Origin of the sequence: Bradyrhizobium sp. BRP22, from assembly GCF_020194175.1 — a bacterium.
In the GTDB taxonomy this organism is placed as follows: Bacteria; Pseudomonadota; Alphaproteobacteria; order Rhizobiales; family Xanthobacteraceae; genus Bradyrhizobium.
On the sequence record NZ_JADYVX010000043.1, the window covers coordinates 35,467 to 61,428 of the forward strand.

The 25,962-nt window shown below is 63.5% G+C and carries 28 protein-coding genes and 1 pseudogene; 11 read left to right on the forward strand and 18 right to left on the reverse strand.

The annotated features are described in order from the left end of the window. Positions 1-19 precede the first annotated feature (19 nt). Positions 20-1,747, forward strand: coding sequence for a ubiquinone-dependent pyruvate dehydrogenase (gene poxB / locus I6F35_RS34310; protein ID WP_225122068.1), 1,728 nt, complete (start codon positions 20-22; stop codon positions 1,745-1,747). Positions 1,748-1,916: 169 nt separating this feature from the next. Here poxB and I6F35_RS34315 read toward each other — a convergent pair whose 3' ends face one another. Further along, on the reverse strand, positions 1,917-3,128 hold the full coding sequence (locus I6F35_RS34315; protein WP_225122069.1) for a threonine ammonia-lyase: 1,212 nt from the start codon (positions 3,126-3,128) through the stop codon (positions 1,917-1,919). An 84-nt stretch (positions 3,129-3,212) separates the two neighbouring features. Here I6F35_RS34315 and I6F35_RS34320 point away from each other — a divergent pair, with 84 nt between their 5' ends. Beyond that, entirely contained in the window at positions 3,213-3,725 is a 513-nt protein-coding gene (locus I6F35_RS34320) for a DUF1697 domain-containing protein (RefSeq protein ID WP_225122070.1), read from the forward strand. 69 nt (positions 3,726-3,794) lie between these two features. Here I6F35_RS34320 and I6F35_RS34325 read toward each other — a convergent pair whose 3' ends face one another. From I6F35_RS34325 to I6F35_RS34370, 10 genes are all read right to left on the reverse strand, one after another. After that, positions 3,795-3,953 carry a hypothetical protein gene (locus I6F35_RS34325; RefSeq protein ID WP_225122071.1) on the reverse strand — a complete coding sequence of 53 codons (159 nt, stop codon included), beginning with the start codon at positions 3,951-3,953 and terminating at the stop codon, positions 3,795-3,797. Positions 3,954-4,114: 161 nt separating this feature from the next. Beyond that, complete coding sequence (locus I6F35_RS34330) at positions 4,115-4,837, reverse strand: di-trans,poly-cis-decaprenylcistransferase (protein ID WP_225122072.1); 723 nt, start codon at positions 4,835-4,837, stop codon at positions 4,115-4,117. A 32-nt stretch (positions 4,838-4,869) separates the two neighbouring features. After that, the gene (locus I6F35_RS34335; protein WP_225122073.1) at positions 4,870-5,250 is read right to left on the reverse strand and encodes a transcriptional regulator; all 381 of its coding nucleotides are present in this window, start codon (positions 5,248-5,250) and stop codon (positions 4,870-4,872) included. After that, positions 5,237-5,854, reverse strand: a complete 618-nt coding sequence (locus I6F35_RS34340) for a hypothetical protein (protein ID WP_225122074.1) — start codon at positions 5,852-5,854, stop codon at positions 5,237-5,239. The genes I6F35_RS34335 and I6F35_RS34340 overlap by 14 nt, the downstream gene beginning before the upstream one ends. A 123-nt stretch (positions 5,855-5,977) precedes the next feature. Then, on the reverse strand, positions 5,978-6,337 hold the full coding sequence (locus I6F35_RS34345) for a DUF1428 domain-containing protein (protein WP_225122075.1): 360 nt from the start codon (positions 6,335-6,337) through the stop codon (positions 5,978-5,980). Between the two features lie 79 nt (positions 6,338-6,416). Next, positions 6,417-7,154, reverse strand: a complete 738-nt coding sequence (locus I6F35_RS34350; protein WP_225122076.1) for a DUF899 domain-containing protein — start codon at positions 7,152-7,154, stop codon at positions 6,417-6,419. Positions 7,155-7,175: 21 nt separating this feature from the next. Then, the gene (locus I6F35_RS34355) at positions 7,176-7,520 is read right to left on the reverse strand and encodes an SRPBCC domain-containing protein (RefSeq protein WP_346283231.1); all 345 of its coding nucleotides are present in this window, start codon (positions 7,518-7,520) and stop codon (positions 7,176-7,178) included. Further along, positions 7,520-7,966, reverse strand: coding sequence for a metalloregulator ArsR/SmtB family transcription factor (locus I6F35_RS34360; RefSeq protein ID WP_225122078.1), 447 nt, complete (start codon positions 7,964-7,966; stop codon positions 7,520-7,522). Before I6F35_RS34360 ends, I6F35_RS34355 begins: the two co-directional genes overlap by 1 nt. Positions 7,967-8,282: 316 nt before the next feature. After that, on the reverse strand, positions 8,283-8,558 hold the full coding sequence (locus tag I6F35_RS34365; RefSeq protein ID WP_225122079.1) for a DUF3551 domain-containing protein: 276 nt from the start codon (positions 8,556-8,558) through the stop codon (positions 8,283-8,285). Positions 8,559-8,674: 116 nt separating this feature from the next. Then, positions 8,675-9,646, reverse strand: coding sequence for a tripartite tricarboxylate transporter substrate binding protein (locus I6F35_RS34370; protein WP_225122080.1), 972 nt, complete (start codon positions 9,644-9,646; stop codon positions 8,675-8,677). A 137-nt stretch (positions 9,647-9,783) separates the two neighbouring features. On the opposite strand from I6F35_RS34370, the gene I6F35_RS34375 reads away from it, so the two are divergent. Together I6F35_RS34375 and I6F35_RS34380 are read left to right on the forward strand one after the other, a co-directional pair. Next, complete coding sequence (locus I6F35_RS34375) at positions 9,784-10,203, forward strand: VOC family protein (RefSeq protein WP_225122081.1); 420 nt, start codon at positions 9,784-9,786, stop codon at positions 10,201-10,203. Between the two features lie 166 nt (positions 10,204-10,369). Further along, positions 10,370-11,950 carry an AMP-binding protein gene (locus tag I6F35_RS34380; RefSeq protein ID WP_225122082.1) on the forward strand — a complete coding sequence of 527 codons (1,581 nt, stop codon included), beginning with the start codon at positions 10,370-10,372 and terminating at the stop codon, positions 11,948-11,950. Between the two features lie 134 nt (positions 11,951-12,084). Here I6F35_RS34380 and I6F35_RS34385 read toward each other — a convergent pair whose 3' ends face one another. The 3 genes from I6F35_RS34385 to I6F35_RS34395 form a co-directional block, all read right to left on the reverse strand. Beyond that, positions 12,085-13,182 carry an HD domain-containing phosphohydrolase gene (locus I6F35_RS34385; RefSeq protein WP_225122083.1) on the reverse strand — a complete coding sequence of 366 codons (1,098 nt, stop codon included), beginning with the start codon at positions 13,180-13,182 and terminating at the stop codon, positions 12,085-12,087. A gap of 324 nt (positions 13,183-13,506) precedes the next feature. Continuing rightward, the gene (locus I6F35_RS34390) at positions 13,507-15,786 is read right to left on the reverse strand and encodes a molybdopterin cofactor-binding domain-containing protein (protein WP_225122084.1); all 2,280 of its coding nucleotides are present in this window, start codon (positions 15,784-15,786) and stop codon (positions 13,507-13,509) included. Beyond that, complete coding sequence (locus I6F35_RS34395; protein WP_225122085.1) at positions 15,783-16,274, reverse strand: (2Fe-2S)-binding protein; 492 nt, start codon at positions 16,272-16,274, stop codon at positions 15,783-15,785. Before I6F35_RS34395 ends, I6F35_RS34390 begins: the two co-directional genes overlap by 4 nt. A gap of 313 nt (positions 16,275-16,587) precedes the next feature. Between I6F35_RS34395 and I6F35_RS34400 the strand changes: the two genes are divergently transcribed. The 3 genes from I6F35_RS34400 to I6F35_RS34410 all read left to right on the forward strand — a co-directional run bounded on the left by I6F35_RS34400 (position 16,588) and on the right by I6F35_RS34410 (position 18,583). Beyond that, positions 16,588-17,376, forward strand: coding sequence for an alpha/beta fold hydrolase (locus I6F35_RS34400; protein WP_225122086.1), 789 nt, complete (start codon positions 16,588-16,590; stop codon positions 17,374-17,376). Continuing rightward, entirely contained in the window at positions 17,373-17,723 is a 351-nt protein-coding gene (locus I6F35_RS34405) for a hypothetical protein (protein ID WP_225122087.1), read from the forward strand. The genes I6F35_RS34400 and I6F35_RS34405 overlap by 4 nt, the downstream gene beginning before the upstream one ends. 185 nt (positions 17,724-17,908) lie before the next feature. Further along, positions 17,909-18,583, forward strand: coding sequence for a dienelactone hydrolase family protein (locus I6F35_RS34410; protein WP_225122088.1), 675 nt, complete (start codon positions 17,909-17,911; stop codon positions 18,581-18,583). 130 nt (positions 18,584-18,713) lie between these two features. Here the strand turns inward: I6F35_RS34410 and I6F35_RS34415 are convergent, their stop codons facing one another. From I6F35_RS34415 to I6F35_RS34425, 3 genes are all read right to left on the reverse strand, one after another. After that, the gene (locus tag I6F35_RS34415) at positions 18,714-19,394 is read right to left on the reverse strand and encodes a polysaccharide biosynthesis/export family protein (RefSeq protein WP_225122097.1); all 681 of its coding nucleotides are present in this window, start codon (positions 19,392-19,394) and stop codon (positions 18,714-18,716) included. A 159-nt stretch (positions 19,395-19,553) separates the two neighbouring features. After that, positions 19,554-20,210, reverse strand: a complete 657-nt coding sequence (gene msrA / locus I6F35_RS34420; protein WP_225122089.1) for a peptide-methionine (S)-S-oxide reductase MsrA — start codon at positions 20,208-20,210, stop codon at positions 19,554-19,556. Positions 20,211-20,339: 129 nt separating this feature from the next. Continuing rightward, a complete protein-coding gene (locus I6F35_RS34425) occupies positions 20,340-20,657 on the reverse strand; it encodes a hypothetical protein (protein WP_225122090.1) in 318 nt (105 codons plus the stop codon). A gap of 371 nt (positions 20,658-21,028) precedes the next feature. On the opposite strand from I6F35_RS34425, the gene rpsT reads away from it, so the two are divergent. The 4 genes from rpsT (at position 21,029) to I6F35_RS34445 (ending at position 25,779) form a co-directional block, all read left to right on the forward strand. Beyond that, positions 21,029-21,295 (forward strand): 30S ribosomal protein S20, encoded by a 267-nt coding sequence (gene rpsT, locus I6F35_RS34430; protein ID WP_028162524.1) that lies wholly within the window; start codon positions 21,029-21,031, stop codon positions 21,293-21,295. A gap of 1,210 nt (positions 21,296-22,505) precedes the next feature. Continuing rightward, positions 22,506-23,936 carry a chromosomal replication initiator protein DnaA gene (gene dnaA / locus I6F35_RS34435; RefSeq protein ID WP_225122091.1) on the forward strand — a complete coding sequence of 477 codons (1,431 nt, stop codon included), beginning with the start codon at positions 22,506-22,508 and terminating at the stop codon, positions 23,934-23,936. A gap of 272 nt (positions 23,937-24,208) precedes the next feature. Next, complete coding sequence (gene dnaN, locus I6F35_RS34440) at positions 24,209-25,327, forward strand: DNA polymerase III subunit beta (protein WP_225122092.1); 1,119 nt, start codon at positions 24,209-24,211, stop codon at positions 25,325-25,327. Beyond that, positions 25,327-25,779 (forward strand): DUF559 domain-containing protein, encoded by a 453-nt coding sequence (locus I6F35_RS34445; protein WP_225122093.1) that lies wholly within the window; start codon positions 25,327-25,329, stop codon positions 25,777-25,779. The genes dnaN and I6F35_RS34445 overlap by 1 nt, the downstream gene beginning before the upstream one ends. A 74-nt stretch (positions 25,780-25,853) precedes the next feature. Here I6F35_RS34445 and I6F35_RS40650 read toward each other — a convergent pair. Next, positions 25,854-25,962 (reverse strand): annotated as a pseudogene (locus I6F35_RS40650) (IS110 family transposase); the annotation flags it as partial.

Genomic DNA, 25,962 nt, shown 5'->3' on the forward strand with positions numbered 1-25,962 from the left:
CATCCCCAGGGAGAACCTCATGGCCCGCACCGTTGCCGACCAGATGGTCGAGACCTTTGCCGCAGCCGGCGTGAAGCGCATCTACGGCATTGTCGGCGATAGCTTGAACGGTTTCACCGACGCGCTGCGCCGCCATGGCGGCATCGCGTGGCTGCATGTGCGCCACGAGGAAGTTGCGGCTTTCGCCGCCGGCGCCGAAGCGCACATCACGGGTGAACTCGCGGTCTGCGCCGGAAGCTGCGGCCCCGGCAATCTGCATCTGATCAATGGCCTGTTCGACTGCCATCGGTCGCGCGTGCCGGTGGTGGCCATCGCGGCGCATATCCCTTCGCCCGAGATCGGCTCCGGCTTTTTCCAGGAAACGCATCCGGAGCATCTGTTCCGCGAATGTTCGAGCTACTGCGAACTGGTGTCGGGGGCCGAGCAGATGCCGCGTGCGCTCGAGATCGCGGTGCGGCGCGCGATCGCCGAAAGGTGCGTCAGCGTCATCGTGATTCCCGGCGACATCGCGCTCAAGCCCGCCACCGGCACTGCCGCCTCGACATCGACGGGGCTGGTGCTGTCGCAGCCGGCAGTGGCGCCGTCAGATGCCGCGCTCAAGCAACTCGCCGATCTCCTCAATCAGTCGGAGCGCGTCACGCTGCTCTGCGGCAGCGGCTGCGCCGGCGCGCATGACGAATTGATGCAGCTTGCGGAAGCGCTGAAATCACCTGTTGTCCACGCCATGCGCGGCAAGGAGCATGTCGAGTGGAACAATCCCTATGACGTCGGCATGACCGGCCTGATCGGCTTTTCCTCCGGCTATCACGCCATGGAAAACTGCGACACGCTGCTGATGCTCGGCACCGACTTTCCCTATCGGCAATTCTATCCGAAGGGCGCACGGATCGCGCAGGTCGATGTCAGGCCCGAGGCGATCGGCAGGCGCGTGCCCGTCGAGCTCGGCGTCCTCGGACAGGTCGGCCCGACCTTGCGCGCGCTGTTGCCGCGATTGACCGCCAAGGACGATCGTCGTTTCCTCGACGGTGCCCGCAAACATTATGCCGAAGCGCGCCGCGGTCTCGACGAGCTCGCCTCCGGCCGCAAGGGCGGCCCGCTGCATCCGCAGCAGATCGCGCATGTCGCGAGCCAGCTCGCCAGCGAGGACGCGATCTTCACCTGCGACGTCGGCCTGCCGACGGTGTGGGCGGCGCGCTATCTCGCCATGAACGGAAAGCGGCGCCTGATCGGCTCGTTCTGGCACGGCTCGATGGCCAACGCGATGGCGCAGGCGATCGGCGCCCAGGCGGCCGCGCCGGGACGCCAGGTCATCTCGCTCTCGGGCGACGGCGGTTTCACGATGCTGATGGGCGATCTGTTGAGCCTTTCGCAGCTCAAGCTGCCGGTGAAGGTGATCGTATTCAACAATGGCGCGCTCGGCTTCATTGAGCTCGAACAGAAATCCTCCGGCTTCCTCGATACCGGTACCGAGCTGAAGAACCCGAACTTTGCCGCGATGGCGGAAGCCATCGGCATCAAGGGCATCCGCATCGAGGATCCGGCCGACGTCGAGAGCAAGCTTGCTGAGGCCTTGGCGCATCCCGGCCCCGTCGTGATCGACGCCGTCGTCAATCGCATGGAACTCGCGATGCCGCCCAAGGTGACCACCGAAATGGCCAAGGGCTTCACGCTCTACATGGTGCAGGCGGTGCTGAACGGCCGCGGCGACGAGATCGTCACGCTGGCGCGGACCAATCTATTGCGCTGACGAGTTCAGGTCGAACTGCAACCACGACGCACGGTGCGACTCCCTCTCCCGCTTGCGAGAGAGGGCTGGGGTGAGGGTGTCATTGGGGACTCTCCCGAGTGGAGGGAGCCCTTACCCGGCGCTTTCGCGCCGACCTCTCCCGCAAGCGGGAGAGGTGAAGTCAACGCGCCTACGTGCAGCGCGCGGAGAATCCCGATGCGGCGAGCTTAGCCAGCACATCGTCCAGATGTGCGCGGTCGCGGGTTTCGATCACGAGCTCGAGCAGCGTTGCCTTGGCCGGCAGCGCCGAGAACGTTCGCTGGTGCGAGACTTCGATGATGTTCGCTCCGGCCTCGGCAAGGAGCGCCGAAACGGCGGCGAGCTGCCCGGGCCGATCGACGATATCGAGCGTGAGCTGCGTCAGCCGTCCTTCGCGCGCGAGCTCGCGCGTCAGCACCGAGGCGATCAGGCGCGTGTCGATGTTGCCGCCGGTCAGGACCAGGCCGACCTTCTGCCCCGCGAAGTGCTGCGGCGCAGCCAACACCGCCGCAAGCCCCACTGCACCGGCTCCCTCGACGACCGTCTTTTCGATTCCGATCAGCATCGCCACCGCACGCTCGATCTGATCTTCCGTGACCAGCAGGATATCATCAACCAGTTCGCGCACGATCCTGGTCGTGATCTGGCCCGGCGCCTTGACCGCAATGCCCTCGGCAAGCGTGTCGCCGCGCATCGGCAAATGTTCGTTCCTGACGGCATTGTACATCGACGGGTAGAGCTGCGCCTGCACCCCGATGATCTTCAGACCGGGTTTAAGCGATTTGGCCGCTATCGCGATGCCCGAGATCAGCCCACCGCCGCCGATCGGCACGACGAGCACGTCAAGATCCGGTACGGAGGCGAGCATCTCCAACGCAATCGTGCCCTGGCCTGCCATGATCAGCGGATCGTCATAGGGATGGACAAACGTCATGCCGCTGGCCTCGCAATGTTTGCGAGCAAATTGCGCGGCGTCCTCCAATGTCGTCCCGGAAATGATGACTTCGGCGCCGTGACGCCGCGTGTTCTCGATCTTCACCATCGGCGTGCCGATCGGCATCACGATCGTGGTGGGAACCCCGAGCCGCGTGGCATGGTAGGCGACGCCCTGCGCATGATTGCCGGCCGACATCGCGATCACGCCGCGTTGCCGCTCCTCGGGCGACAACGCCTGCAGCCGGTTCAACGCCCCGCGTTCCTTGAAGGAGGACGTGAACTGCAGGTTCTCGAATTTGAGCCAGATGTCGCAGCCGCAGATCTCGCTCAGCGTCCGGCTCTGGTTGCAGGGGGTGATGCTGACCGCGTCGCGGATGGTAGCGGCGGCCGCCCTGATATCGGCCAGGGTGATCGGAAGTTTTGTCAAGGTGACCTCGGTTTCGCCGGTAGCCCGTCTTGTAACGCCTGTGGCATGCTCACAGCCTGGTTTCACTCGTGGATACGGTCTGGAATGCCAACCTATATCGCCCTGCTGCGTGCCGTGAATGTAGGCGGCACCGGCAAGCTGCCAATGACCGAACTGAAGGCCATGTGCGTCGCCGAAGGTTTTGCGAGCGTACAAACCTATATCGCCAGCGGCAATGTGGTGTTTGACAGCAAATTGTCCGCCGCGAAGGTCAAGGCGGCGCTGGAGAAGCGGCTGCAGGCCTATGCGGGCAAGCCGGTCGGCGTCGTGATCAGGACTGCGGAGGAGATGGCCGCAGTGCTGAAGGCCAATCCATTCCCCAAGGCCCCGCCGAACTGGACGGTTGCGGTCTTCCTCGACGAAGCGCCGCCTGCCGATGCGCTTGCGGCGATCAAGGGACGGCAGGACGAAGAGGTGCGCCTCGGCAGGCGTGAGATCTACGTTGCCTATGGCTCAGGCATGGGCCGCTCGAAGCTGAAGATACCGGCGGCGGCAAACGGCACCGCGCGGAACATCAACACGATCGCCAAGCTCGTGGAGCTCGCGTCAGACAGCTAGAGCGTTTTCGAGCGAAGTGGCGACCGGTTCGCGTGAAGAAAACGCGTCAAAATAAGCATCTGGTCCGGCTCAGGCGTCCTGCAGCGCGGCCTTTGCATCCTCATGCGGCTTGACGGGCTCGGCCCGCTCGACCGCGTCGCAGCTCTCGCAAAGCAGGACGGTTCGGAAATGCTTGTCCAGCGCGACGGTCCGTTGCCGCCCGCATTGGCAGCGCATCTGCTTGTCCATGGGATGATCCCGGTTGTATTTGATTCGCGGGAAGTCGGTTCGCCTAGCTAGCCGCCAAGGGTTAACCTAGTGTGACGATGAAGATGCAAATCCAGCCGTCTTCCCGCAACGCCGTTCGCGCCATTCGAAGCGATCTGGGCACGGGCGGCGTTCAGCCGAGCTCAGAGGCTCGGCACCTCCTCCAGCGCGACCGGCTGCAGGCCGCCGAAGCGGCGTTCGCGGCGGTGGAACGAGGCAAGCGCCTCGGCGAGATCGTCCACCTCGAATTCCGGCCACATCCGGTCGGTGAAGTGCAGCTCGGCATAGGCGCCCTCCCACAACAGGAAATCGGACAGCCGCTTCTCGCCGCTGGTACGGATGATGAGATCGACGTCGCGCAGATTCTGCTCGCCGGTGACGAGCTCGGAGAAGGCCTCGCGCGTGAGCTTGCCAAAACCGGCGACCCGCGTCGCGGCGTTGAGGATGGCGTCGCGCGCGGAATAATCGATCGCGATACGCAGATGGAGAGCGTCGCCATCAGCCGTCGCTGCTTCCGCGCGGGCGATCGCAGCCGCAATGCCGTTGGGCAGGCGGTCGCGCCGGCCGATCACGGTGAGGCGGACGCCGTTGCGCACCAGCGCCTGGATCTCATTGGCGAGATAGAAGCGCAACAGGCCCATCAATGCGGCGACTTCGGCCTTCGGCCTGCGCCAATTGTCGCTGGAGAAAGCATAGAGCGTCAGCGTACCAATCCTCTGCGAGGGCGCCGCCTCGACGATGCGGCGGATCGCTTCGACGCCGGCCTCATGGCCGCGCAGCCGCGACAGCCCCCTCCGCGTCGCCCATCTTCCATTGCCGTCCATGATGATGCCGACGTGCAGCTTCGAGGCGAGATCACTTTGCATTACAAAGTCTCCGATCAAAAAAGGGGACGTGATCATGCCGGCAGGATGCCGAGCCGGGAAGGCGCGGCGCCCTCCTTGCCCGCGGCTTTGGCGGCGTCGCGCACCAGCCGTTCCAGCACGGCCAGATAATCGAGGAAGCGGCGGCGGCCCGCCTTGGTGAGGCGGCAGGTGGTGTGCGGACGGTTGCCCTCATAGCCCTTGGTGACTTCGACCAGCCCGGCTTCCTGCAGCACCTGCAGATGACGGCTGAGATTGCCGTCGGTCAGTCCGCAAAGCTGCTTGAGATCGGCGAATGCCAGCCCCTTCGGATGCGCCATCAGCGAGGTCATCAGCCCGAGCCGCGCCTTCTCGTGGATCACACGGTCGAGGCCGTCATAGGAGAACGGCGCGTTGTTGACGTCAGTCTTCGGCATCGTTTTCTCCGGATGCTAAATACAACAGGGCAGCCATCAACACCTGGCCAACGACGAAGGGCAGGCCCATGGTCCATGGCGACAATGCGTGGCTCTGGCTCGCGAGCACCAGCACCGCAAAACCCGAAAGGAAATACCAGGCGCCGGCAAAGGCGATGCTGCGCGGCAGCAAGCGGACGGAGGCGAACACGCCGAGGCTCACCAGCACCTGCCACAGGCCAGGCAGCATCCACAGCGTTTCGGGCGCGAACTTCCACAACAGGATCGCGAGCAATACGCCGGCGACGCTCACGGGCAGGAACTGCTCGACCGCCTGCTGGATCATGGCGTCGGCCAGCCCGGAATGATGCCGGCGCGAGCGCGCCCGCATCTCGGTCCAGATCAGGGCGGCGGAAAGCAGTGCGGCGACGGTCCAGCCACCAAAGAAGGTCAGCGGGTTCGCGGTCGGATTGTCGAGCCAGAGGAACTGCAGGATCGCGGTCAGCAGCGCGACGCCGCCAGTGGCGGCCACGGTCGCCGGACCGTAACCGCGGAACGCCGTGCCGGCCGCAATCTGGCTGCGGATGGCGAGAATATCGGCCAGGGCCTTGTCGAGATCGCGCATCGGTTGTCCGAACTTTGCATTGCAAAGTATAGCGGGTCACGACGCGGCCGCAAGTCGGCCAGTGGCCGACCGGCGATCACTTCGGCTCTCTTCGCGGAAACAGTTTGTGTAGCGCCGCTGCCGCTAGACCTTCACCAGGCTCGCAAATCCGCCATAGATCATGCGCTTGCCGTCGAAGGGCATCGACTGGCCGTTCGCCATCGATTTGAGACGCTCATCCGCCATCACCTTGGCGTTGATCTTGTCGCGTTGGGCGCGCGATTTGTAGGTGATCCAGGCGAACACCACGGTTTCGCCCGCCTTCAGTTTGACGCTCTGCGGGAACGAGGTGAGCTTGCCCGGCTTGACGTCCTCGGCGACCCATTCGCGATAATCCAGCGCACCATATTCGCGCCAGATCTTGCCGCACTTCCGCGACAGGCGGGCATAGGCGGCAAGATTCTTCTTCGGGACGGCGACGATGAAGCCATCGACATAGGCCATAGGCGGTTCCTGTTGTTTATCATGTACACGCACCGTCGTTCCGGGACACGGGTGAACACGAAATAACGGCGCTTGCTTCTCAGCTATGGCAACAGGATGCCTGAACCGGTGTCGGCTGGTACTGGTCACGGTGCCGCACCCAATCCATCGGATAGGGCAGGTCCTCTTCGTGACGGCCGAACGGCGTGAGATCGAGATAGTGATAGGCCGCGTTCATCATGTCGGTGCCGCGGGCAAAGCACGAATAGGTGTGGAAGATGCTGCCGGTCTCATCGCGGTAGAACACGCTGATGCCCGGCGCCTCCTCGACACCGAAGCCGGAGGTGCCGAAATTATAGATCTTGGCCCCCGACTTCACTTCTTCCGGCGTGAACGACACCACGAAATCATGGTTGAAGTCACTGTTGGCCGCGGATAGCCAGTCGAACGTCCAGCCCACCCGCTTCCTGAATGCTTCCAGCTTCTCGAATGGCGCACGCGAGATCGCCACCGGTGTGGTATCGCGCGCCGCAAGATGCGGGATCATGCGTTCGTATCCGTCGGCCCAGAACGAGCAGCTCTTGCAGCCTTCGTCCCAATCGGGCGCGAACATGAAGTGCTGCACGACGAGTTGCAGCCTGGCTCTGAACAGGTCGGCGAGCGCCACCTTGCCGTTTGGGCCATCGAACATGTAGGCCTTGTCGACCTTGACCCATGGCAATGCCCGGCGCTCCTCGCTGAGGGCATCGCGGGCACGGGTGAAATCCTTCTCGTGCGCCAGGTGCACCTTGCGGGCTTCGAGCCATTCCTCGCGTGACACGACCTTGTGTGGCTGCATGGCACCCTCCTTTGACAGAGTTCAGGCAACGAAATTTTCCAGCTTGGCGAACAGCTCGGTCCATCCACGCTCATGATTGTCGCGCGCGGTCTCGTCGGCGAACTGTTCGTAATGCAAGGACAGCAGCGTGCCGGCGCCATCTTGCCTCAGCGATACGGTCACCAGCGACTCGCGCTCGGGCGTCGAATGCCAGGCCCAACTGAAAACCAATCGCTCGTTTGGCACGACCTCGCGATAGACGCCGCCGACTTCGTGATATTCGCCGTCGTTGCCGCTGAAACTGATGCGGTAGCGCCCGCCGGCGCGGACGTCGAGCTCGGCCCGCACCGAGCCGGGCTTCACATTCGCCGGCCCGAACCATTGCACTAGGCTTTCCGGTTCGGTCCACGCGGCGTAGATTTTTTCCGGCCGCGCGCGGAAACGGCGCGTGAGGGTGAGGCCGGGGCGCGCGGCGGCGCCGGGCTTGGCGGTGCTGATGGACATGGGTCTTCCTCCACGAAGGCGGCAAGGCGATCGAAATTGTCGGACCAGAAGCGCGCGTAGCGATTGAGCCAATCCATCGCCTGCTCCATCGGTCGCGCAGTCAGCCGGCACGCCACCGTGCGGCCGGTCTTCTCGCGCGCGATCAGGCCCGCACCCGACAATACGTCGAGATGCTTCATGATCGCGGGCAGCGACATCTGAAATGGCTGCGCCAATTCGCTCACGGACAAGCCGTCCTTGTCGCCGAGCCGCCCCAGAAGTGCGCGGCGAGTGGGATCGGAAAGCGCCGCGAAGGTGCGATCCAGCGCATCGTCGATATACTTAACCATATGGTTTAGTATAGGCCCGATCAATCACGAGTCAATGGCTCGTATCGCGGGAAAATTTGGCTCTCAGAAAGAGGGGGCAAGCGCGACGTGCGCCCTTCCCTTCTCCCCTTGTGGGAGAAGGGAAGGGCGCATGCAATGCGCGACGGATGAGGGGCTGCCTCCGCGGGCAACTGTATGCGTGGAGAGAACCCCTCACCCAAGTGAATTTGTTGCCGATGCCATCCCAGCCCTCTCCCACAAGGGGAGAGGGCGCATCAACTGGCACTGCGAAGGCGCGGGATGGTAGGCACGGCGCGAGGCACGCCGTCCGCCGATTTCAGTTGTAATAATAGTAGTCCCTGGGCACGCGGCCGCGACGCGGCGGCTGCTGCTGGCCGAAGGCGACCCGCGGATTGATGTTGCAATAGAGGTTACGGCCGGACGCGCTTGCCATGCATTGCGCATAGGTTTGATAGGAGCAGTCGCCTGGAATTCCAAAGCCTCGGCCTTGCGCGCACCAGGGATAGTCATAGGCCGCGGCGGGAGCGGAGCCGGCGGTGACACCCGCCCCGACGGCCGTCACGGCCAGCATTGCCAACATCAGTTTGCGCATCGTCGTTCTCCTTCGCCTTGGCCAAGCTGGCCTGCATCTGCGTAGTCGCATGGCTGGCCTCAAGGTTCAGAACGCGATTGTCGCGGGAAGGTTCGGGAGGAGGCTTTGTCGCACCCCTATTCCACCTTCAGCCCGGCGCCCTCGACCACTTTCCTCCACTTTTCGGTCTCGGCGACGATCTCCGCGCCGAACGCTTCCGGCGTCTGGATGCGCGGCTCGCCGCCCAGTTCAACCAAACGTGTTTTCATCGCCGGCTCGGCCATCACGGCGTTGATCTCGCTGTTGAGTTTCGTGATGATCTCCTTCGGCGTGTTCTTTGGCGCGCCGATGCCAAACAAGGCGCTCGCTTCATAACCCTTCACGGTCTCGGCGACGGCTTGCACGTCCGGCAGTTGCGGCGAACGCTCGGTCGTGGTGACGCCGAGCGCCCGCAACGAGCCGGAGCGGATATGCTGGATGATCGAGGGCATGTTGTCGAAGATCACGTGCACTTGACCGGCAAGCAGGTCGGTGATCGCAGGTGCTGCGCCGCGATAGGGCACGTGCTGCATCTTGGCGCCGCTCATCGCCATGAACATCTCGCCGGAGAGATGCACCGAGGTGCCGTTGCCCGATGAGGCCAGGTTCACCTTGCCGGGATTGGCTTTCACATACTCGATGAACTCGGCGACGTTCTTGGCCGGGACATCCTTGTTGACGGTCATCACGTTCGGCACCCGCTGGAACGAGGCGATCGGCGCGATGTCGCGAACGAAATTGAACTTCAGATTCGCATACAGCGTGGCGTTGATGTAGTTCGCGGGATTGACCAGCAGCACGGTGTAGCCGTCCGGCTCGGCATTGATCGCGGCCTCGGTGGCGATGTTGTTGCCGGCGCCGGGCTTGTTCTCGATTACGAATTGCTGTCCGAGCTTCTCCGACAATCGCTGCCCGATCAGGCGCGCCAGGATATCGGTGGCGCCGCCAGGCGGATAACCGACGATCCAGCGGACCGGCCGTGCCGGATAGTCCGCCGCCGAGGCGCCGCCGATCGCAAATGTCGAAATCCCGGAACCGATCAGGCCAAGCGCGGTACGGCGTGAAATCATGAAGTTTCCTCCGATATGGCCGGGTTCACACCCCGGTCCGTTTCTGTTGAACTGACGACGCCGTGCGTTGTAACAAACTACGCATCGGACAGCCAGTATGCACCCTGCGTGCTGGACCGCGACGAAAGGATGAGGCCATGACCGTCAAGGTGAACGCGCTCGACCATCTCGTGATCAACGTGTCCGACGTGGCGCGCTCCACCGAATGGTACAGCAGGATCCTCGGCATGGAGGTCAAGGTGTTCGACCCGGGCGAGGGCAAGGCGCCGCGGACCTCGCTCGTGTTCGGCAACCAGAAGATCAATGTGCGGCCGCGCAATGCCTCCAAGATCGACTGGTTCACGGCCGACCACGAGACGCCCGGCAGCGAGGATCTCTGCTTCCTCACCTCCAGCACGCCCGATGAGGTCGTCGCGCATCTGAACGCCAACGGCGTCAGGATCGAGGAAGGCCCCTCGGCCAAGCAGGGCGCACGCGGCACGCTGCGCTCGGTCTATTGCCGCGATCCCGACGGCAGCCTGATCGAGATTTCATCCTATGAGGATGATGCCTCCTGATGCCGTCATTGCGAGTCAACGGGTCGGCGCGCAGCGCCGCCCGATGACTTGCAACGACGTGGAGGGCTTCTGCCCGTAATATTTGCTCGCCGCGAGATCCGGTGGCACAAATGCTCCCCTAACAAGCAAAACGACGGCAGCCAGCAAGGCTGCGCGGGAGGAAAGCATGACCAATTCACAGGCAGCGCCTGGTATCGTCGGCCCGTTCGCAGGCCTCGACGTGCCATGGCTGCTTCGGATGCGCGCGGAGGTCCGGCGCGATCATCCGTTCCTGATCTGGGCACCGTTCGAGGCGCCGGCGCGGAGATGGAGCTACGGCGAATTTCACGAGCGCGTCGGCGCGCTGGCCGCGGGGCTCGCAAGGCGCGGCGTCAGGCCCGGCGAATATGTGCTGATCCATCTCGACAATTGCATCGAGGCGATGCTGGCCTGGTTCGCCTGCGTCGAGCTTGGCGCGGTCGCGGTCACCACCAACACGCGTTCGGCCGCCGCCGAGATGGAATATTTCGCCGGACATTGCGGCGCGGTCGCCGCGATCACCCAGCCGGCCTATGCCGAACTCGTCGCGGCCAATTGCCGCGAACTGCGCTGGATTGCAGTGATCTCGCATAACGCCGGCGCCGCGCCGGCACAGGCCACGCCACGCGGCGACAGTTTCGAAGCGCTGTTCGCCGACAGCGCCGACCGGCCGCGGCGCGCCACCGACCCGCTCGCCCCCTGCAGCGTGCAGTATACGTCCGGCACGACGTCGCGCCCGAAGGCGGTGCTATGGACCCATGCCAATGCGCTGTGGGGCGCCAAGGTCAATGCCGCGCACGAGGACCTGCATGCCGGCGACGTGCACCAGATCTACCTGCCGCTGTTCCATACCAATGCGCTCGCTTACTCGATGCTGGCGACGCTCTGGGTCGGTGCTACCAGCGTGATCCAGCCGCGCTTTTCCGCAAGCCGGTTCTGGGGAGTCGCGCTGGAACATGGCTGCACCTGGACCTCGACCATTCCGTTCTGCATGAAAGCGCTGCTGGAGCACGAGATCCCCGAGAACCACAAGTTCCGGCTCTGGGGCACGGCGGTGTCTGAGCCGCCGCCGTTTGCGGCGTTCGGCGTCAAGACCATCGGCTGGTGGGGCATGACGGAGACCATCACCCACGGCATCGTCGGCGAGGTCGACCAGCCGAATACGCCGATGTCGATCGGCCGCGCGGCGAGCGAATACTCCATCCGCATCACCAATGATGACGGCTCGGCGACCGAAGTCGGCGGCACCGGCAATCTTTCGATCAAGGGCATTCCCGGCTTGTCGCTGTTCAAGGAATATCTGCACAACGAAAAGGCCACGCGTGAAAGCTTCGACGAGCACGGCTATTTCCTGACCGGCGATCGCGTCACGCTGCTCGAACACGGCTTCATCAAGTTCGGCGACCGCGCCAAGGACATGCTGAAGGTCGGCGGCGAGAACGTCGCGGCCTCCGAGATCGAACAGGTGATCGCCGTGGTGCCGGGCGTGCGCGAGGCGGCGGTGGTTGCGAAGAAACATCCGATGCTCGAGGAGGTGCCGGTGGTCTTCATCATCCCGCAGGGCGGCGTCGACCGCGCGCCCGCCGACCTGCATGACAATGTCATGGCGGCCTGCCGCAGCGCGCTCGCCGACTTCAAGGTGCCGCGCGAAATCCGCTTCGTCGACGACATGCCGCGCTCGACCCTGGAGAAGGTCGCGAAAGCGGAGTTGCGAAAGATGCTGGAGTGAGGGGCTGACGCGTCATTCCGCCCAGCCTCTCGTCACATCATTGCGAACGAAGCGAGGCAACCCATCTCGCCGCGTGCTGAGGCATGGATTGCTTCGTCGCTTCACTCCTCGCAATGACGGAGGAGCGGTACGAATCAATAATACCCGAACGCGACCGGGCGGAACGCCTGCAGCAATTGCTGATCGAGTTTCTCGCCCATGTCTTCCATCATCGCGAACGCCTTGGCGTGGGTGAACTGCAGCCGGTAGGCGCGCTTCTCCACCAGCGCGGCGTAGATGTCGACGATGGTGGTGAGCCGCACGATGTCGCTGATCTGACTGCCGTGGAGGCCATTCGGATAACCGGAGCCATCAAGCATCTCGTGATGGTGCAGCACCACATCGAGCATTTCAGGCGGAAAGCCGCCCTGGGCCGAGAGCGCCTCGTAGCCGCGCCGCGGATGCTCGCGCATTTCGACCATCTCGTCCGCCGCCAGTTCGGTCGGCTTGTCCAGGATGGAGATCGGGATGAACGCCTTGCCGACATCGTGCAGGAGCGCCGCGCGGGCAAGACGGCGCTGGTCATCCTCGCGCATGCCGAGATGCTGCGCGAATGCCACCGCAAAGCCGGTGACGAACAGGCAATGGCGATAGGTGTCGGTGTGATGGCAGCCGACCATGGTCAGCCATTCGCGCAAGGACGAGTGCTTGATCGCTTTCAGGATCTTGCTCTCGGCGGCGACGATGTCGCTGAATTTCAGCGGCACACCGGCAGGCAGCCTTTCGAAGATCTTGACCATCACCGCATGCGCCGCCTCGACGCCGCGATTCAGCGCCTTGCCGCGATCGGTTTCATCGTAGCCGTCTTCGTTCGGAAACGCGGAGCGGATGCGCTGCAACAGTCCGGCGGCGTCGAACGGACGCGAGATCGTGTCGGTGGCCCCCAGCGCCCAGGCCTGCATGGTCGCGTGGTGCAATGCGTCCTGCAGCACGAACAGCCGCGGCATTTCGCGATAGGCTTCGGTCCTGAGCCTGTTACGCACGAGCTGCACACTCTCGGGCGAGCGCAGATTGATGTCGACTACAATGCCCGAAAAATCGCCTGCGGGCTTCTCGGGAATCTCCGCGGTCGAGATGGTGTCGACCTCGCCGACCGATCTCAGGATCCGGGCCAGTTCGCTGCTTTGGTCGCTTCGGTCCGACGCCAGCAACAGGCGGCGTCGCGACGAAGTCTTGTTGGCAAACGCTGTCATGAAATTCCTGGGCGTGCGCAATGACGATCGACAACCGAGGCTAGCGGAGAATGGGTTCTCTGCGGCTTAATGGGGATGATGAATGCGGGTCTAGCGAAAACGCTAGGATTTTACGGACTTGCTTATTGCGCACGCAACGCGGCCACGCTCACAACTGTCATCATCCGCGCAGGCGGATGATCCAGTAACCATCAGCGCCGGTGAGACACACCACCACTCGGCGGTTACTGGATGCCCCGCCTGCGCGGGGCATGACGACGACGGTACGCAAGAAAAATCCGCCGGAGAGCATCTCCGGCGGATCGCTGCTATTGCGTGAATGCCTTACGCCTTCATCGCCGCCCTCACCGCGTCCGCGGTGATCGGCAGCGCGCGAAGCCTTGCGCCGCACGCATTGAAGATGGCATTGCCGAGTGCCGGCGCGATCACCGTGACCGCCGGCTCGCCGACCCCGGTCGGCTTGTCGCCATTGGCGATGACGTTGACCGCCACCTCCGGCATCTGGCTCATCCGCAACGGCGTGTAGGTATCGAAGTTGGTCTGCTCGATACCGCCGTCCTTCAGCGTCGCCTTCTCGTACATGGCAAGCGAGAGCCCCCACAGCGCTGCGCCCTCGACCTGGGCGCGGATGTTGTCGGGATGCACCTGCATGCCGACGTCGGTCGCGACCGTCAGCTTCTTCACTTTCACCTCGCCCGACGGCGCCACCGCGACATGGGCGACGCACGCGGTCCAGCTTGCGCTGGCCCGCTCCTGCGACGACACGCAGGCCACGCCCATGCCCTCGCCTTCTGGCAATTTGCCGGTGCCATAGCCGGCGAGGCCCATCGCGGCGAGTAAAGTGTTGCGCAGGCGCTGTGCGCCGCCATCATTCTTGCCCTTGCCGTCGAGCAGCTCGATGCGGAACAGCGCCGGATCCTTGCCGGATGCATGTGCGAGCTCGTCGATCATGCTTTCGACCGCCCAGAAGGTCCAGCCGGGCGCCACCGACCGCAACTGGCCGGATGGCGTGGCATTGTGTGCCATCTCGTTCTTGATCGCCCGCACCTGATGGTTGGGCACGGTGTAGAAGAAGTCCGCCCCATTCACCGTGAAGGAGTCGAGCGGGCCCTTCTTGTCGACCGATGGCGTCAGGAAATCGGGGATTCCCCAGCGGGCGGTCGGCCAGGCCGAGACCACGTCGTGATTGAGCGCGATCAGCTTGCCGTCGGCATCGAGGCCCGCCTTGACCTTCTGGTAGGTCAGCGGCCGCGAGTAGTCCATGGTCATGTCGTTCTCGCGCGAATAGATGATCTTGACCGGCTTGCCGACGGCCTTGGCTGCCTGCACGGCGGGGATCATCATGTCGGCGTCCAGGCGCCGGCCGAAGCCGCCACCCAGCCACATCTGGTGCATCACGACATATTTGGGATCGATCCCGGCCACGGCCGCCGCGATCTGGCCGGTGCGCGTCGCGAACTGGTTGCCGGAATAGATATGCAGGATGTCGCCCTTGAACTCGGCCACGGCGTTCATCGGCTCAAGCGGCGCATGGATGTTGATGTTGGTGGTGTACTCCGCCTCCATCACCTTTGCCGCCGTGCCGAACGCCGCTGCCGTATCACCATCCTTGACGAAGAACTGGCCGGAGTCGTCGAGCGCCTGCAGCCTCTTCGCTTCGCTCAGCAGCGACTCGCTCGAAAGCTTTGCGTTCGGACCGTTGTCGTAGGCGATCTTCAGCGCGTCCGCAGCCTTCTTGGCGCCGGCATAGGTGCTCGCGACCGCCACCACCCAGCCGGAGGTGCTGCCGGTCTTGTCGTCCAGCACCACGGTCTTGATGAAGCCCGGCACCTTCTTTGCGGCACTGTCGTCGACCGACTTCACGGTGGCACCGAACCGCACCGGCGGCGTCACCACGCGGCCATAGACCATGCCCGGCAGCATGACGTCGATGCCGTATTTGGCCGTGCCGTTGGTCTTCGAGGGAATGTCGAGCTGCGGCACCGACACGCCGATCAGGGTGTACTGATCCGGGGTCTTCAGCTTGATCGCCTTGAGTTCGTCCGGCGTGAAGGTCTTGGTCGCCTTGCCGCTCTTGACGATGTCGGCAAAGCTCATCGATTTCTTCGATTTCGGATGCGAGATCACGGAATCGCGCACCACGAGTTCGGCCGCAGGCACGCCCATCACCGACGCTGCCGCTTCGGTCAACGCGATCCGTCCCGCCGCGCCCGCGCGGCTCATCGCGTCGAAGTTCATCATTGTCGACCAGCTTCCGCCAGTGATCTGCGCGCCCAGCACGGGATCGTTGAACTTCGGATCGTTCGAGGCAAGCTGGACCCGCATGTCCTTCCAGTTCGCGCCGAGCTCTTCGGCAACCATCTGCGCCATCGTGGAGGCGATGTGCTGGCCCATGTCGGCCTTGCCGCAAGTGACGGTCACGATGCCGTCGGGCGCGATCGAATACCAGGTGCTGGGCTCGAAATTGGATGGCGCCGCAAGTGCCCGGTCGAGGCCGGGAACGGCGGCATAGCCAAGCACGAGGCCGGTTGCGGCGGAACCGACCAGGAACGAACGACGGCTGAGATCGGCAGCGCCGGATGCGATTTTCACGTGGCTGTTCATGTGGACCTCCGCTCGGTTCCGGCGTTGGATGCGGTGCGCATTTCGGATGCGGCACGCATGATCGCCTTCTGGATCCGCGAATAGGTCATGCAGCGGCAGAGATTGCCGTCCATATGCGCGACCACTTCGTCGCGGGTCGGATTGGAATTCCTGGAGAGAAGTGCCGCCGCCTGCATGATCTGGCCGGACTGGCAGTAACCGCATTGCGGCACCTGTTCGGTGATCCAGGCTTTCTGCAGCGGATGATCGCCTTTGGCGGAGAGGCCTTCGATGGTGGTGATCTTCTTGCCGACGGCCTCGCTGACCGAAGTCTGGCAGGAGCGCACGGCTTCGCCGTTGAGGTGGATTGTGCATGCGCCGCAGAGGCCTGCGCCGCAGCCGAATTTCGTTCCGGTCATCTGCAGTTGCTCGCGGATGACCCATAGCAGCGGCGTATCGCCGGCCGCCTCGACGGACATGTTCCGTCCATTGATCGTGAGGTTAGGCATTGCGTTTCCCCTTCCGGTGTTGGAAGCCGCTTACGGCGGCAACTCACTTGTTGGGTATCGGGCCGGCACCCACCGGGTCGATGCCGGCAGCGCGCGAGCATGATCTGGAACCGGATTTGAGGCAATCCAGTTTGGAAACGCTCGAGGCGAAAAGCATTCGGTTGTGCGTTGCGGAAAGATTATGTCCTCGCCTTGTCAAAGCGATCGCTTTGGCGCCGGCATCACCTTCCATTTCCGCATTTCCCAGCCACGAACGGTTCGCGCTAGGATGATCATGCAGCGTGGCTGCTGGAAGTCTGGTCGGGGAAACGCAATGCCGAAGATCAACCGCGACGGGGTCGAGATCCATTACGAAGTCCACGGCGATGGCCCGCCCTTGCTCCTGACCCACGGCTATTCATCGACCTCGGCGATGTGGCAGGGCCAGATCGCGGCGCTGTCGAAACGCCATAGGCTGGTACTGTGGGACATGCGCGGCCACGGCCAGTCGGACTATCCGAGCGATCCCGCGGTCTATAGCGAAGCTTTGACCGTCGCCGACATGGCCGCCCTGCTCGATGCGATCGGCGCGGACCAGGCGATCGTCGGCGGGCTCTCGCTCGGCGGCTATATGTCGCTGGCATTCTACCGCGCCCACCCGGAGCGGGTGCGGGCGCTGCTGATCATCGACACCGGCCCGGGCTTCAAGAAGGACGATGCCCGCGACGCCTGGAACAAGCGCGCTTACGACACCGCTGAAAAGTTCGAGCGCGAGGGCCTGGATCTCCTGAAATCATTCAGCCGCGAGCGCTCGACGGTGACGCACCGCGATGCCTCGGGTCTCGCGCGTGCCGCGCGCGGCATGCTGACCCAGCGCGATGCGCGCGTGATCGAGTCGCTGCCCGAGATCAAGGTGCCGTCGCTGATCGTGGTCGGCGCCGACGATGCGCCGTTCCTTGCTGCCTCCGACTACATGGCGGCCAAGATTCCGGGCGCGCAGAAGGTCGTGATCCCGGCTGCCGGCCACGCCGTCAATATCGATCAGCCGCAGGCCTTCATCGAGGCGGTGCTGCCGTTCCTCGATAGCCTCGAGGCGCAGTCGACGCAGAGGGCTGCGTCATGAGGATGATCGCCGCGGCGCTGCTCGTGCTCACCGCTGCTGCGGTGCCGGCCTGCGCGCAACACCTGCCGCCATTTGGCGGTCCTGCTCCTGCGCCATCCAACTTCACGGCGACGCTGTCGAACAACGCGCCGCTGGTGTTCGGGATGGACGTGGAAGAGACGTCGCGCGCGCTCGGCACACCCCTCATCTATGTCAGCGGCCGTCGCGGCAATGAGATCTATCTCACCTTCCGCGACATCGGCGGCAGTGGCCTGTTCCCGCACAAGGACCGGCTGTTTCTTCAATTCCGCAAAGGGCGGCTCGCCGGCTGGAAAGCCGATTGGGGCCAGAACTGGATGTGGCGGTAGAGCATGATCCGGAAAAGTGGAAACCGGTTTTCCCTCGCGATAAACGCGAAGCGTTTGCGCGGAGATCATGCTCAAACAAGGAGATGGATCATGATCCGATCCCTTCTAATCGGATCATGATCCAGTCAGCCGCTGCTCTTTCGAGAAAACGCAACTGCAACCCTCAAACGCGAAGGGATGACCCCGTGGGACAAGACATCACACTGACGGCTTCTGACGGCTTCAAACTCGGCGGCTACCGCGCGGATCCCGCCGGAGCGCCAAAGGGCGCGATCGTGGTGATCCAGGAGATCTTTGGCGTCAACCACCACATCCGCTCGGTCTGCGACCGGCTGGCACAGGAAGGCTATGTCGCGATCGCGCCCTCGATCTTCGATCGCAGCGAGCCGAACTTCCAGAGCGGCTACTCTCCGGACGAAATCGCGGTCGCGCGCAAATTCGTCGCCAATCCGGATTGGGCGGCGATGCTGCGCGACACCCAGGCCGCCATCGACGCCGTGAAGGATGTCGGCGCGGTCGGCATCATCGGCTTCTGCCTCGGCGGCAGCGTCGCCTATGCCGCGGCAACCAAGCTGACCGGCCTGAGGGCAGCCGTCGGCTATTACGGCGGCGCCGTCGTCCGCTTTGCCGACGACAAGCCGAAGGTGCCGACGCAATTGCACTTCGGCGAGAAGGACAGCGGGATTCCCTTGACCGATGTCGAGACCATCAAGGCCAAGCGGCCCGAGGTCGAGGTCCACATCTATCCCGGCGCGCAGCACGGCTTTCACTGCGACGAACGGGCAAGCTACGACAAGGCCAGCGCCGACATCGCCTGGCCGCGCAGCCTAGCGTTCTTCGCGAAGCATTTGCGCGCATAGCTTTCTCTCGTCATTCCGGGGCACGCGAAGCGTGAGCCCGGGATCCATCGGGCCGCAGTGCGGCGGCGAAATGGATTCCGGGTTCGATGCTGCGCATCGCCCCGGAATGACGAGCAGAGAGAATTTTCGGCTAGAACCACCGCTCGCCGACGAACACGGTGTCACCGGGGCTCATCGGTGTGCCGAGCGGCACCGTGTAGCGTGCCGAGCCGTTGGCATCGGTATGCGTCAACGTCACCATGTCCCGCTTGGCGCGCGGCGAGAAGCCGCCGGCAATCGCGACCGCGCTTTCGACGGTCATGTTGGGCACGTACGGATATTGTCCGGGCGCGGCGACCTCGCCGAGGATGAAGAACGGCCGATAGGCCTCGATCTCGACGGCGACCGACGGCTCGCGGATATAGCCCGTGCGCAGCTTGGCCGCGATCTCGCCTGCGAGCCCCGATGTCGTCCGGCCGCGCGCGGGCACCTGCCCGATCAGCGGCATGGTGATCGATCCGGCGGCATCGATCGCGTAGGTGTTGGTGAGACCTTCCTGGCCGTAGACCACAACACGCAGCCGGTCGCCGGCATCGAGATGATAGGCCGAGTCATAGCGAAATGCCCCGGGCGCCGCCGCGTAGGCCGCGCGGGGTGAAGCGGCAAAGGCATTGCGGAGCGCGCCGATCGCACCGCTGCCAGTGTCGGCGACCGCAACAGGCGCAGGCGTGGCGGGTGCGCCATAGGCCATGGAGTCAAGATCGCTCGGCGCCGGCGCAACCGCGACGGGACCAGTCGTGCGCATGCAGCCCGACAACACGAGTGCGGTCATGACGGCAGTGATCGGCAATCGAAACGCGCGCGCAACCTGCACCGTGGCCATCCCTGAAAAGCGAGACAGCCTAGTCTTGCACCGGTTATGGTTAACAAATGGTTGTTCGGGAGTGATAACCTCCCTCGCCCCGCTGTTGCGGGGAGAGGGAGAGCGCGATCAGGCGGTGACGCCGACGCCGATCGGACACGACACGCCGGTGCCGCCGAGACCGCAATAGCCCGCCGGATTCTTGGCGAGATATTGCTGATGATAGTCTTCCGCGAAATAGAACTCGCCGGCCTTGGCGATCTCGGTCGTGATCGGACCGAGGCCCTTGCCCGAGAGCGCTTTCTGATAGGCGTTCTTCGAGGCCTCCGCGGCCTTCTGCTGCGCCTCGTTGAACGTGTAGATCGCGGAGCGATATTGCGTTCCGACATCATTGCCCTGGCGCATACCCTGCGTCGGGTTGTGATTCTCCCAGAACGTCTTCAGGAGCTGCTCGTAGGAGATCTTCTTCGGGTCGAACACGACCAGCACCACTTCGGTGTGGCCGGTACGACCCGAGCAAACCTCCTCATAGGTGGGATTCGGCGTGTAGCCGCCGGCATAGCCGACGGCGGTCGTGTAGATGCCGTTGCCGAGTTCCCAGAATTTGCGCTCCGCGCCCCAGAAGCAGCCGAGCCCGAACATGGCCTGCTCCAGACCTTCGGGGTAAGGTGGCTGCAGCTTGCTGCCATTGACGAAGTGGGTGGTCGCAGTCGGGATCGGCGTGGCGCGTCCCGGCAGCGCTTCGGCTGCACTCGGCAACGCGGTGGTCTTGCGCATGAACAACATGGATTACCTCCAGGCGGGACGCCGGCGTGAGCCAGAGCGGCTTTGACCGGCTTGGCCCCTAATATAGGTGTTTACGGCCGACCTGGCAGCCCCGTTACGCGCCGACAACCAAAAGGAGCAAAGTTCCAATCAATCCCGCGCGTAGCCGATCAGCGGCTTGCGCGGCCGGAACAGGATCATCAAGAGGATGCCGGCGACGCCGAGCACGACAAAGACCGGCTGGTCGAGGATGAACTTGACCACGCTGTCCCAGAGGAAGGGCGCGGTGCGCTCGATCCAGGCGCGGAATGCGGCCTGGCTCGACTGGTGGATGTCGTTCCAGAACTGGCCGAAGCGGGTGAAGCGCAGGGTCTGATCGGCGACGAAGCGGGCGCCGTCATAGACCATGAAAACGAATCCGCCGGCCAGCAGCAGCAGGCCGATTAGCCGAAAAAATCCGCGGATCATGCCTCACCCTAGTCCCGGTCCGCCGCAAGCGCGCCAAGGCTCCATCACAAGGCCCCATTAACGGCAGTGAGGGCGGAAATTCAACCTGTTCAGCACCTTGGCGGCCATTTTCTGCCGGATTCCGGCCGTGCTGGCCGGGCGGAAAACGTTGACGCTGAATGCCGGCCCCTCTATAAGACGCTCCAATGGCGGCGGGCGCAATCCTGCCGCCGCTGTTCTTTTGACGGGCGGCTGCCGGGACTTTTGCTTCTGGACACGGCTCCCTCAGGAACGCATCTCGAAAACACAGCAGAGTAGATCACGCGATTTCAACGGCCGGCGCGCTCGAGCCCGACCAACAGAGCGACCAACGCCGAAGGACAATTGAGACCATGGCCAATACCACTTCCGCCAAGAAGGCGACCCGCAAGATTGCTCGCCGCACCATCATCAACAAGTCGCGCCGCACTCAGATGCGCGGCGCCGTTCGCTCGGTCGAAGAAGCGATCAAGCGCGGCGATCGCGATGCAGCGCTGAAGGCGATGGCACACGCGGAGCCTGAGCTGATGAAGGCTGCACAGCGCAACATCGTTCACCGCAATACTGCGAGCCGCAAGGTCTCGCGCCTGACGCATCAGATCGCCAAGCTGGCGAAGTGAACTGACAGAAGAACATTTTCGTCAGAGGCCCGGCGATCGCGCCGGGCCTTTTCTTTTGTGCAGCTTGAACGTTTCTGTTCTCGCGCATTGGCTCGTCGCTGCGCAACAGCGCGCGTCGCATTCGGTGCGTCCGTAGTTCTACCGGCTGCAGCTCTTGCTGCGCTGGATTGGCACATACGCGAATAAATACGCACGCATGCGCTACCTAAATGGAATAGCGCTAAACATTTCCAATGCCGAAAAGCCGCGAAGGGTTACCCTGCAAAAGCAATCGCGAAAAACTTCGTCTCACTAATCACTTACCTACATAGCGAAGCCAACTTGTTTGAAAATTGGCGCCGCCGAGATGGTACGTAAATATTTTATGAACTTTTTTTTCCATTACACGGCGCTTTGTGACACGCGCGAATCTGCGCGGTGATTCAAAAACTTGCTTTCGGGTTTCGCAATTGCAATGCCGCAACACCTGCGAAGACTCACTCCGCCGGAGACAAACAACGGATTGTCAGAAATCGCGCTTGGTGTATTTGTTTATGCGTTCGCGGCGCCCACGGCTCTTAAGATCAGCGCGATTTTAGACCCACGGGCGGACGTGCAAATCGGCGGCGGTGTGCGCGTTAGCGACGCTTTCCAAGCGAAGCTGAGTTGGCAGCTCATAGCAATATGAGAACGGCTGTTCTGTGTCTGGATTTCTCGATCGATGCGTCCGCGCTGCGAGAGAGGCAAACTGGGGAGACACATAAGCAGGCCGACAGCTCAGGTAGCGAGGAACGCGGGGCCCGTGAATGGGTTGACGATGACTGAACTACGCGGCGGCGCAGCACTGGGCACTCCGATGTTCGGTAGCGGCACACTGAATTTGGACACTTGCGAGCGGATTGCTCGCCGCGCGCAATCGCGGCGGGAGGGGGAGGCAGTATGATTTACGGAACCATCGCAGCATTCGAATTGCGCATTTCAGACAAGTTCGTATTCGACACTTTGGATCCCACTCCCGCAGACACCCCCACGCGAACTCCGGATACTCCGTCGAGTACGCGCTGACCTCGCGAGCGCACGTCTCTTCCAGCACATGATCTGCCGCGCGGCGATCTCGCCGAACGGGAGTAGTGTGTCCGGAGGCAGCCTCGCTCGAGGTCGCGTCGTGGCAAGAAACATGCACGGCGCTTTCACAAACAACGGCACTACTCTTGAGAAAAGTCTTCAGGCAATGACAAACACGGAACAGGATCGCTGGTCGCGGGTGAAGGGACGGTTGCGGACGAGCGTTGGCGAGGATGTCTATACGAGCTGGTTTGCGCGCATGGATCTCGAGGGCGTGCAGGACGAAAGCGTCCGCCTGTCGGTTCCGACCCGATTCCTGAAGAGCTGGATCCAGGCCCACTATGCCGATCGCGTGCTCTCCTGCTGGCAGGCCGAGATGCCGGAGGTGCACCGCATCGATCTCACCGTGCGCTCGGCGGTGCGGCCTGTGGCCACCGCGAAGGAAGTTGCTGCGCCGGCGGAAACGCGCCGCGTCGAGCGGCCGGAAGGACGGCCGTCGGCGGAACTGCGTTCGATCGCAACCGCGCCGGTATCTGCGAGCCACGATGCGCTCGGCGGCTCGCCGCTCGATCCGCGGCTCACATTTGCAAGCTTCGTGGTCGGCCGCTCCAACACGCTCGCGCATGCCGCGGCGCGCCAGGTTGCGGAAGGCCGTCGCGGCGATCCCGTGATGTTCAACCCACTCTACATCCATGCCGGTGTCGGGCTCGGCAAAACCCATCTCCTGCAGGCGGTGACCTGGGCCGGCAATTCCGGCGGCGAGCGCAAGGTGCTCTATCTCACCGCGGAAAAATTCATGTACGGCTTCGTCGCCGCGCTGAAGACGCAGACGGCGCTGGCGTTCAAGGAAGCGCTGCGCGGCATCGACGTGCTGGTGATCGACGACCTGCAGTTCCTGCAGGGCAAATCGACCCAGGCCGAGTTCTGCCACACGCTGAATGCGCTGATCGATGCCGGCCGCCAGGTCGTGATCGCGGCCGATCGTCCGCCGTCCGACCTGGAAAGCCTCGACGACCGCGTGCGCTCGCGGCTTGCCGGCGGGCTCGTGGTCGAAATGGGATCGCTCGGAGAAGATTTGCGCCTTGGCATCCTCAAATCGCGCGTCGCAGCTGCCCGCGTCCATCACGCAAGCTTCGAGGTGCCGGATGAGGTGCTGGATTATCTGTCGCGCACCATCACCCATAATGGCCGCGACCTCGAGGGTGCGATCAACCGCCTGCTCGCGCACAGCAAGCTGAACAACCAGCCGGTGACGCTGGAAATGGCCGAGCGCGAGGTCCGCGACCTGATCCGTCCGCAGGAGCCGAAGCGCATCAAGATCGAGGACATCCAGCGCGTTGTCGCCCGGCAGTACAATGTCAGCCGTTCGGACCTCCTGTCCTCGCGCCGCACGGCGAACGTGGTGCGCCCGCGCCAGGTTGCCATGTACCTGGCCAAGACGCTGACGCTCCGTTCGCTGCCGGAGATCGGCCGTCGTTTCGGCGGGCGCGACCACACCACGGTGCTGCATGCCGTGCGCAAGATCGAGGCGCTGGTCGCCAAGGACACCTCGCTCTCCGAAGAAGTCGAATCCCTGAAGCGCCAATTGCAGGAATGAATTCTTCCCTCCCGCCCTTTTTCCGGGGCGGGAACGGCCTTTCGGCCTGCAAAACGTGGGGAACGGCAGCCCGCTCCCTTGCACTTGCGCGCTATCCGCGCCACCTTGCGGTCCCCCCGGCGGTTTGGTCATATTCCAGGATTGACCCGGCTTCGGGCCTCAAACGCCGCGGCGCGCCGATTGGCCGCCCCGGCCTTTCCATCTCAGAGCATGGTCCGGTACCGGTTTTCGGCTAAGACCATGCTCCACTCAGGGATCTGGCGGGTATTGCAATGAAGGTCACCGTCGAGCGCGCGCAACTCCTGAAATCGCTCGGCCACGTGCATCGCGTGGTCGAACGCCGCAACACCATCCCGATCCTCGGCAACGTGCTGGTCCGCGCCGAAAATGCCAAGCTGTCGCTGAAGGCGACCGATCTCGATCTCGAGGTGACGGAGACCCTGGCTGCGGAAACCGCCACCGCCGGCTCGACCACGGTGCCCGCCCACATGTTCTACGACATCGTGCGCAAGCTGCCCGACGGCGCCCAGATCGTGCTGGAGGCGGATGGCGACCGCTCCGTGCTGGCGATCCGGGCCGGCCGCTCGCGCTTCACCTTGCAGACGCTGCCGGAGAGCGACTTCCCCGACCTGGCCGCCGGCGAGATGACGCATTCCTTCGCGCTGCCTGCCGCCGACGTGAAGCGCCTGATCGACCGCACGCAGTTTGCGATCTCGACCGAAGAAACGCGCTATTACCTCAACGGCATCTACCTGCATGCGGCCGGCAGCGCCAAACAGGCGACGCTGCGCGGCGTCGCCACCGACGGCCATCGCCTGGCGCAGATCGACCTGGTGCAGCCGAAGGGCGCCGCCGGCATGCCCGGCGTGATCGTGCCGCGCAAGACCGTCGGCGAAGTGCAGCGGCTGATCGAGGATACCGAGGCCGAAATCACCATCGAGCTGTCGCAGGGCAAGATCCGTTTCACGCTCGGCAATGTGGTGCTGACCTCGAAATTGATCGACGGCACCTTCCCCGATTACGGCCGCGTGATCCCGCAGAACAACGACAAGGAACTGGTGGTCGACAAGAAGGATTTCGAAGCCGCCGTCGATCGCGTCTCGACCATCTCCAGCGAGCGCGGCCGCGCGGTCAAATTGTCGCTGTCGGCGGGGAAGCTGGTGCTGTCGGTGACCAACCCGGATTCCGGTAGCGCCACCGAGGAACTGGAGGTCGAATACGCCTCCGACGCGCTCGATATCGGCTTCAACTCGCGCTATTTGCTCGACATCGCCGCCCAGATCGAGGGCGAAGTCGCGGTCTTGAAACTGGCCGATCCCGGCTCGCCGACGCTGGTGCAGGACAAGGAGAACAAGAGCGCGCTCTACGTGCTGATGCCCATGCGGGTGTGATGCCTCGCGCCCCGCACGCGAACTCACCCTCTCCCCTTGTGGGAGAGGGTGGCGCCTCACGCAGTGAGGCGCCGGGTGAGGGGTTCGCGCCGCAAACACCACACCATCGACCGATCGCCAAGCGGATCCGCACCTTCGCGAAGAAGATGCGGCGGGAGCCAACCGATGCCGAAGCGAAGATGTGGCGATTGCTTCGCGATCGACGCCTTTCACATCTGAAGTTTCGTCGCCAAGTCCCGTTTCAGACTTATATTCTCGACTTCGTCTGTTTCGAGAAGCGCCTCGTCATCGAAATAGACGGCAGTCAGCACGCGTCATCGACACGAGAGGCGGTGAGAGAAGCCGCCCTCATCGCGGAAGGCTTTCGCACCGCACGTTACTGGAATAACGATGTGCTGCAGCAACCCGGGGCCATATTGGAGGACATTCTCGCAAAGCTTGCCGAGCTGTGAGATACCCCTCACCCGTCGCCTCGCTTCGCGAGGCGCCACCCTCTCCCACAAGGAGAGAGCGACTATCTGGATTGTCAAGTTGCATTGGCGTATTGGGCTCGCGCATCGCGAGCTTTTGCATTGAGTCTGACGAGGAGCTTGCGCGCCAAGGCAATGCGAATGACCATTTTCTCTTTGCCGGCC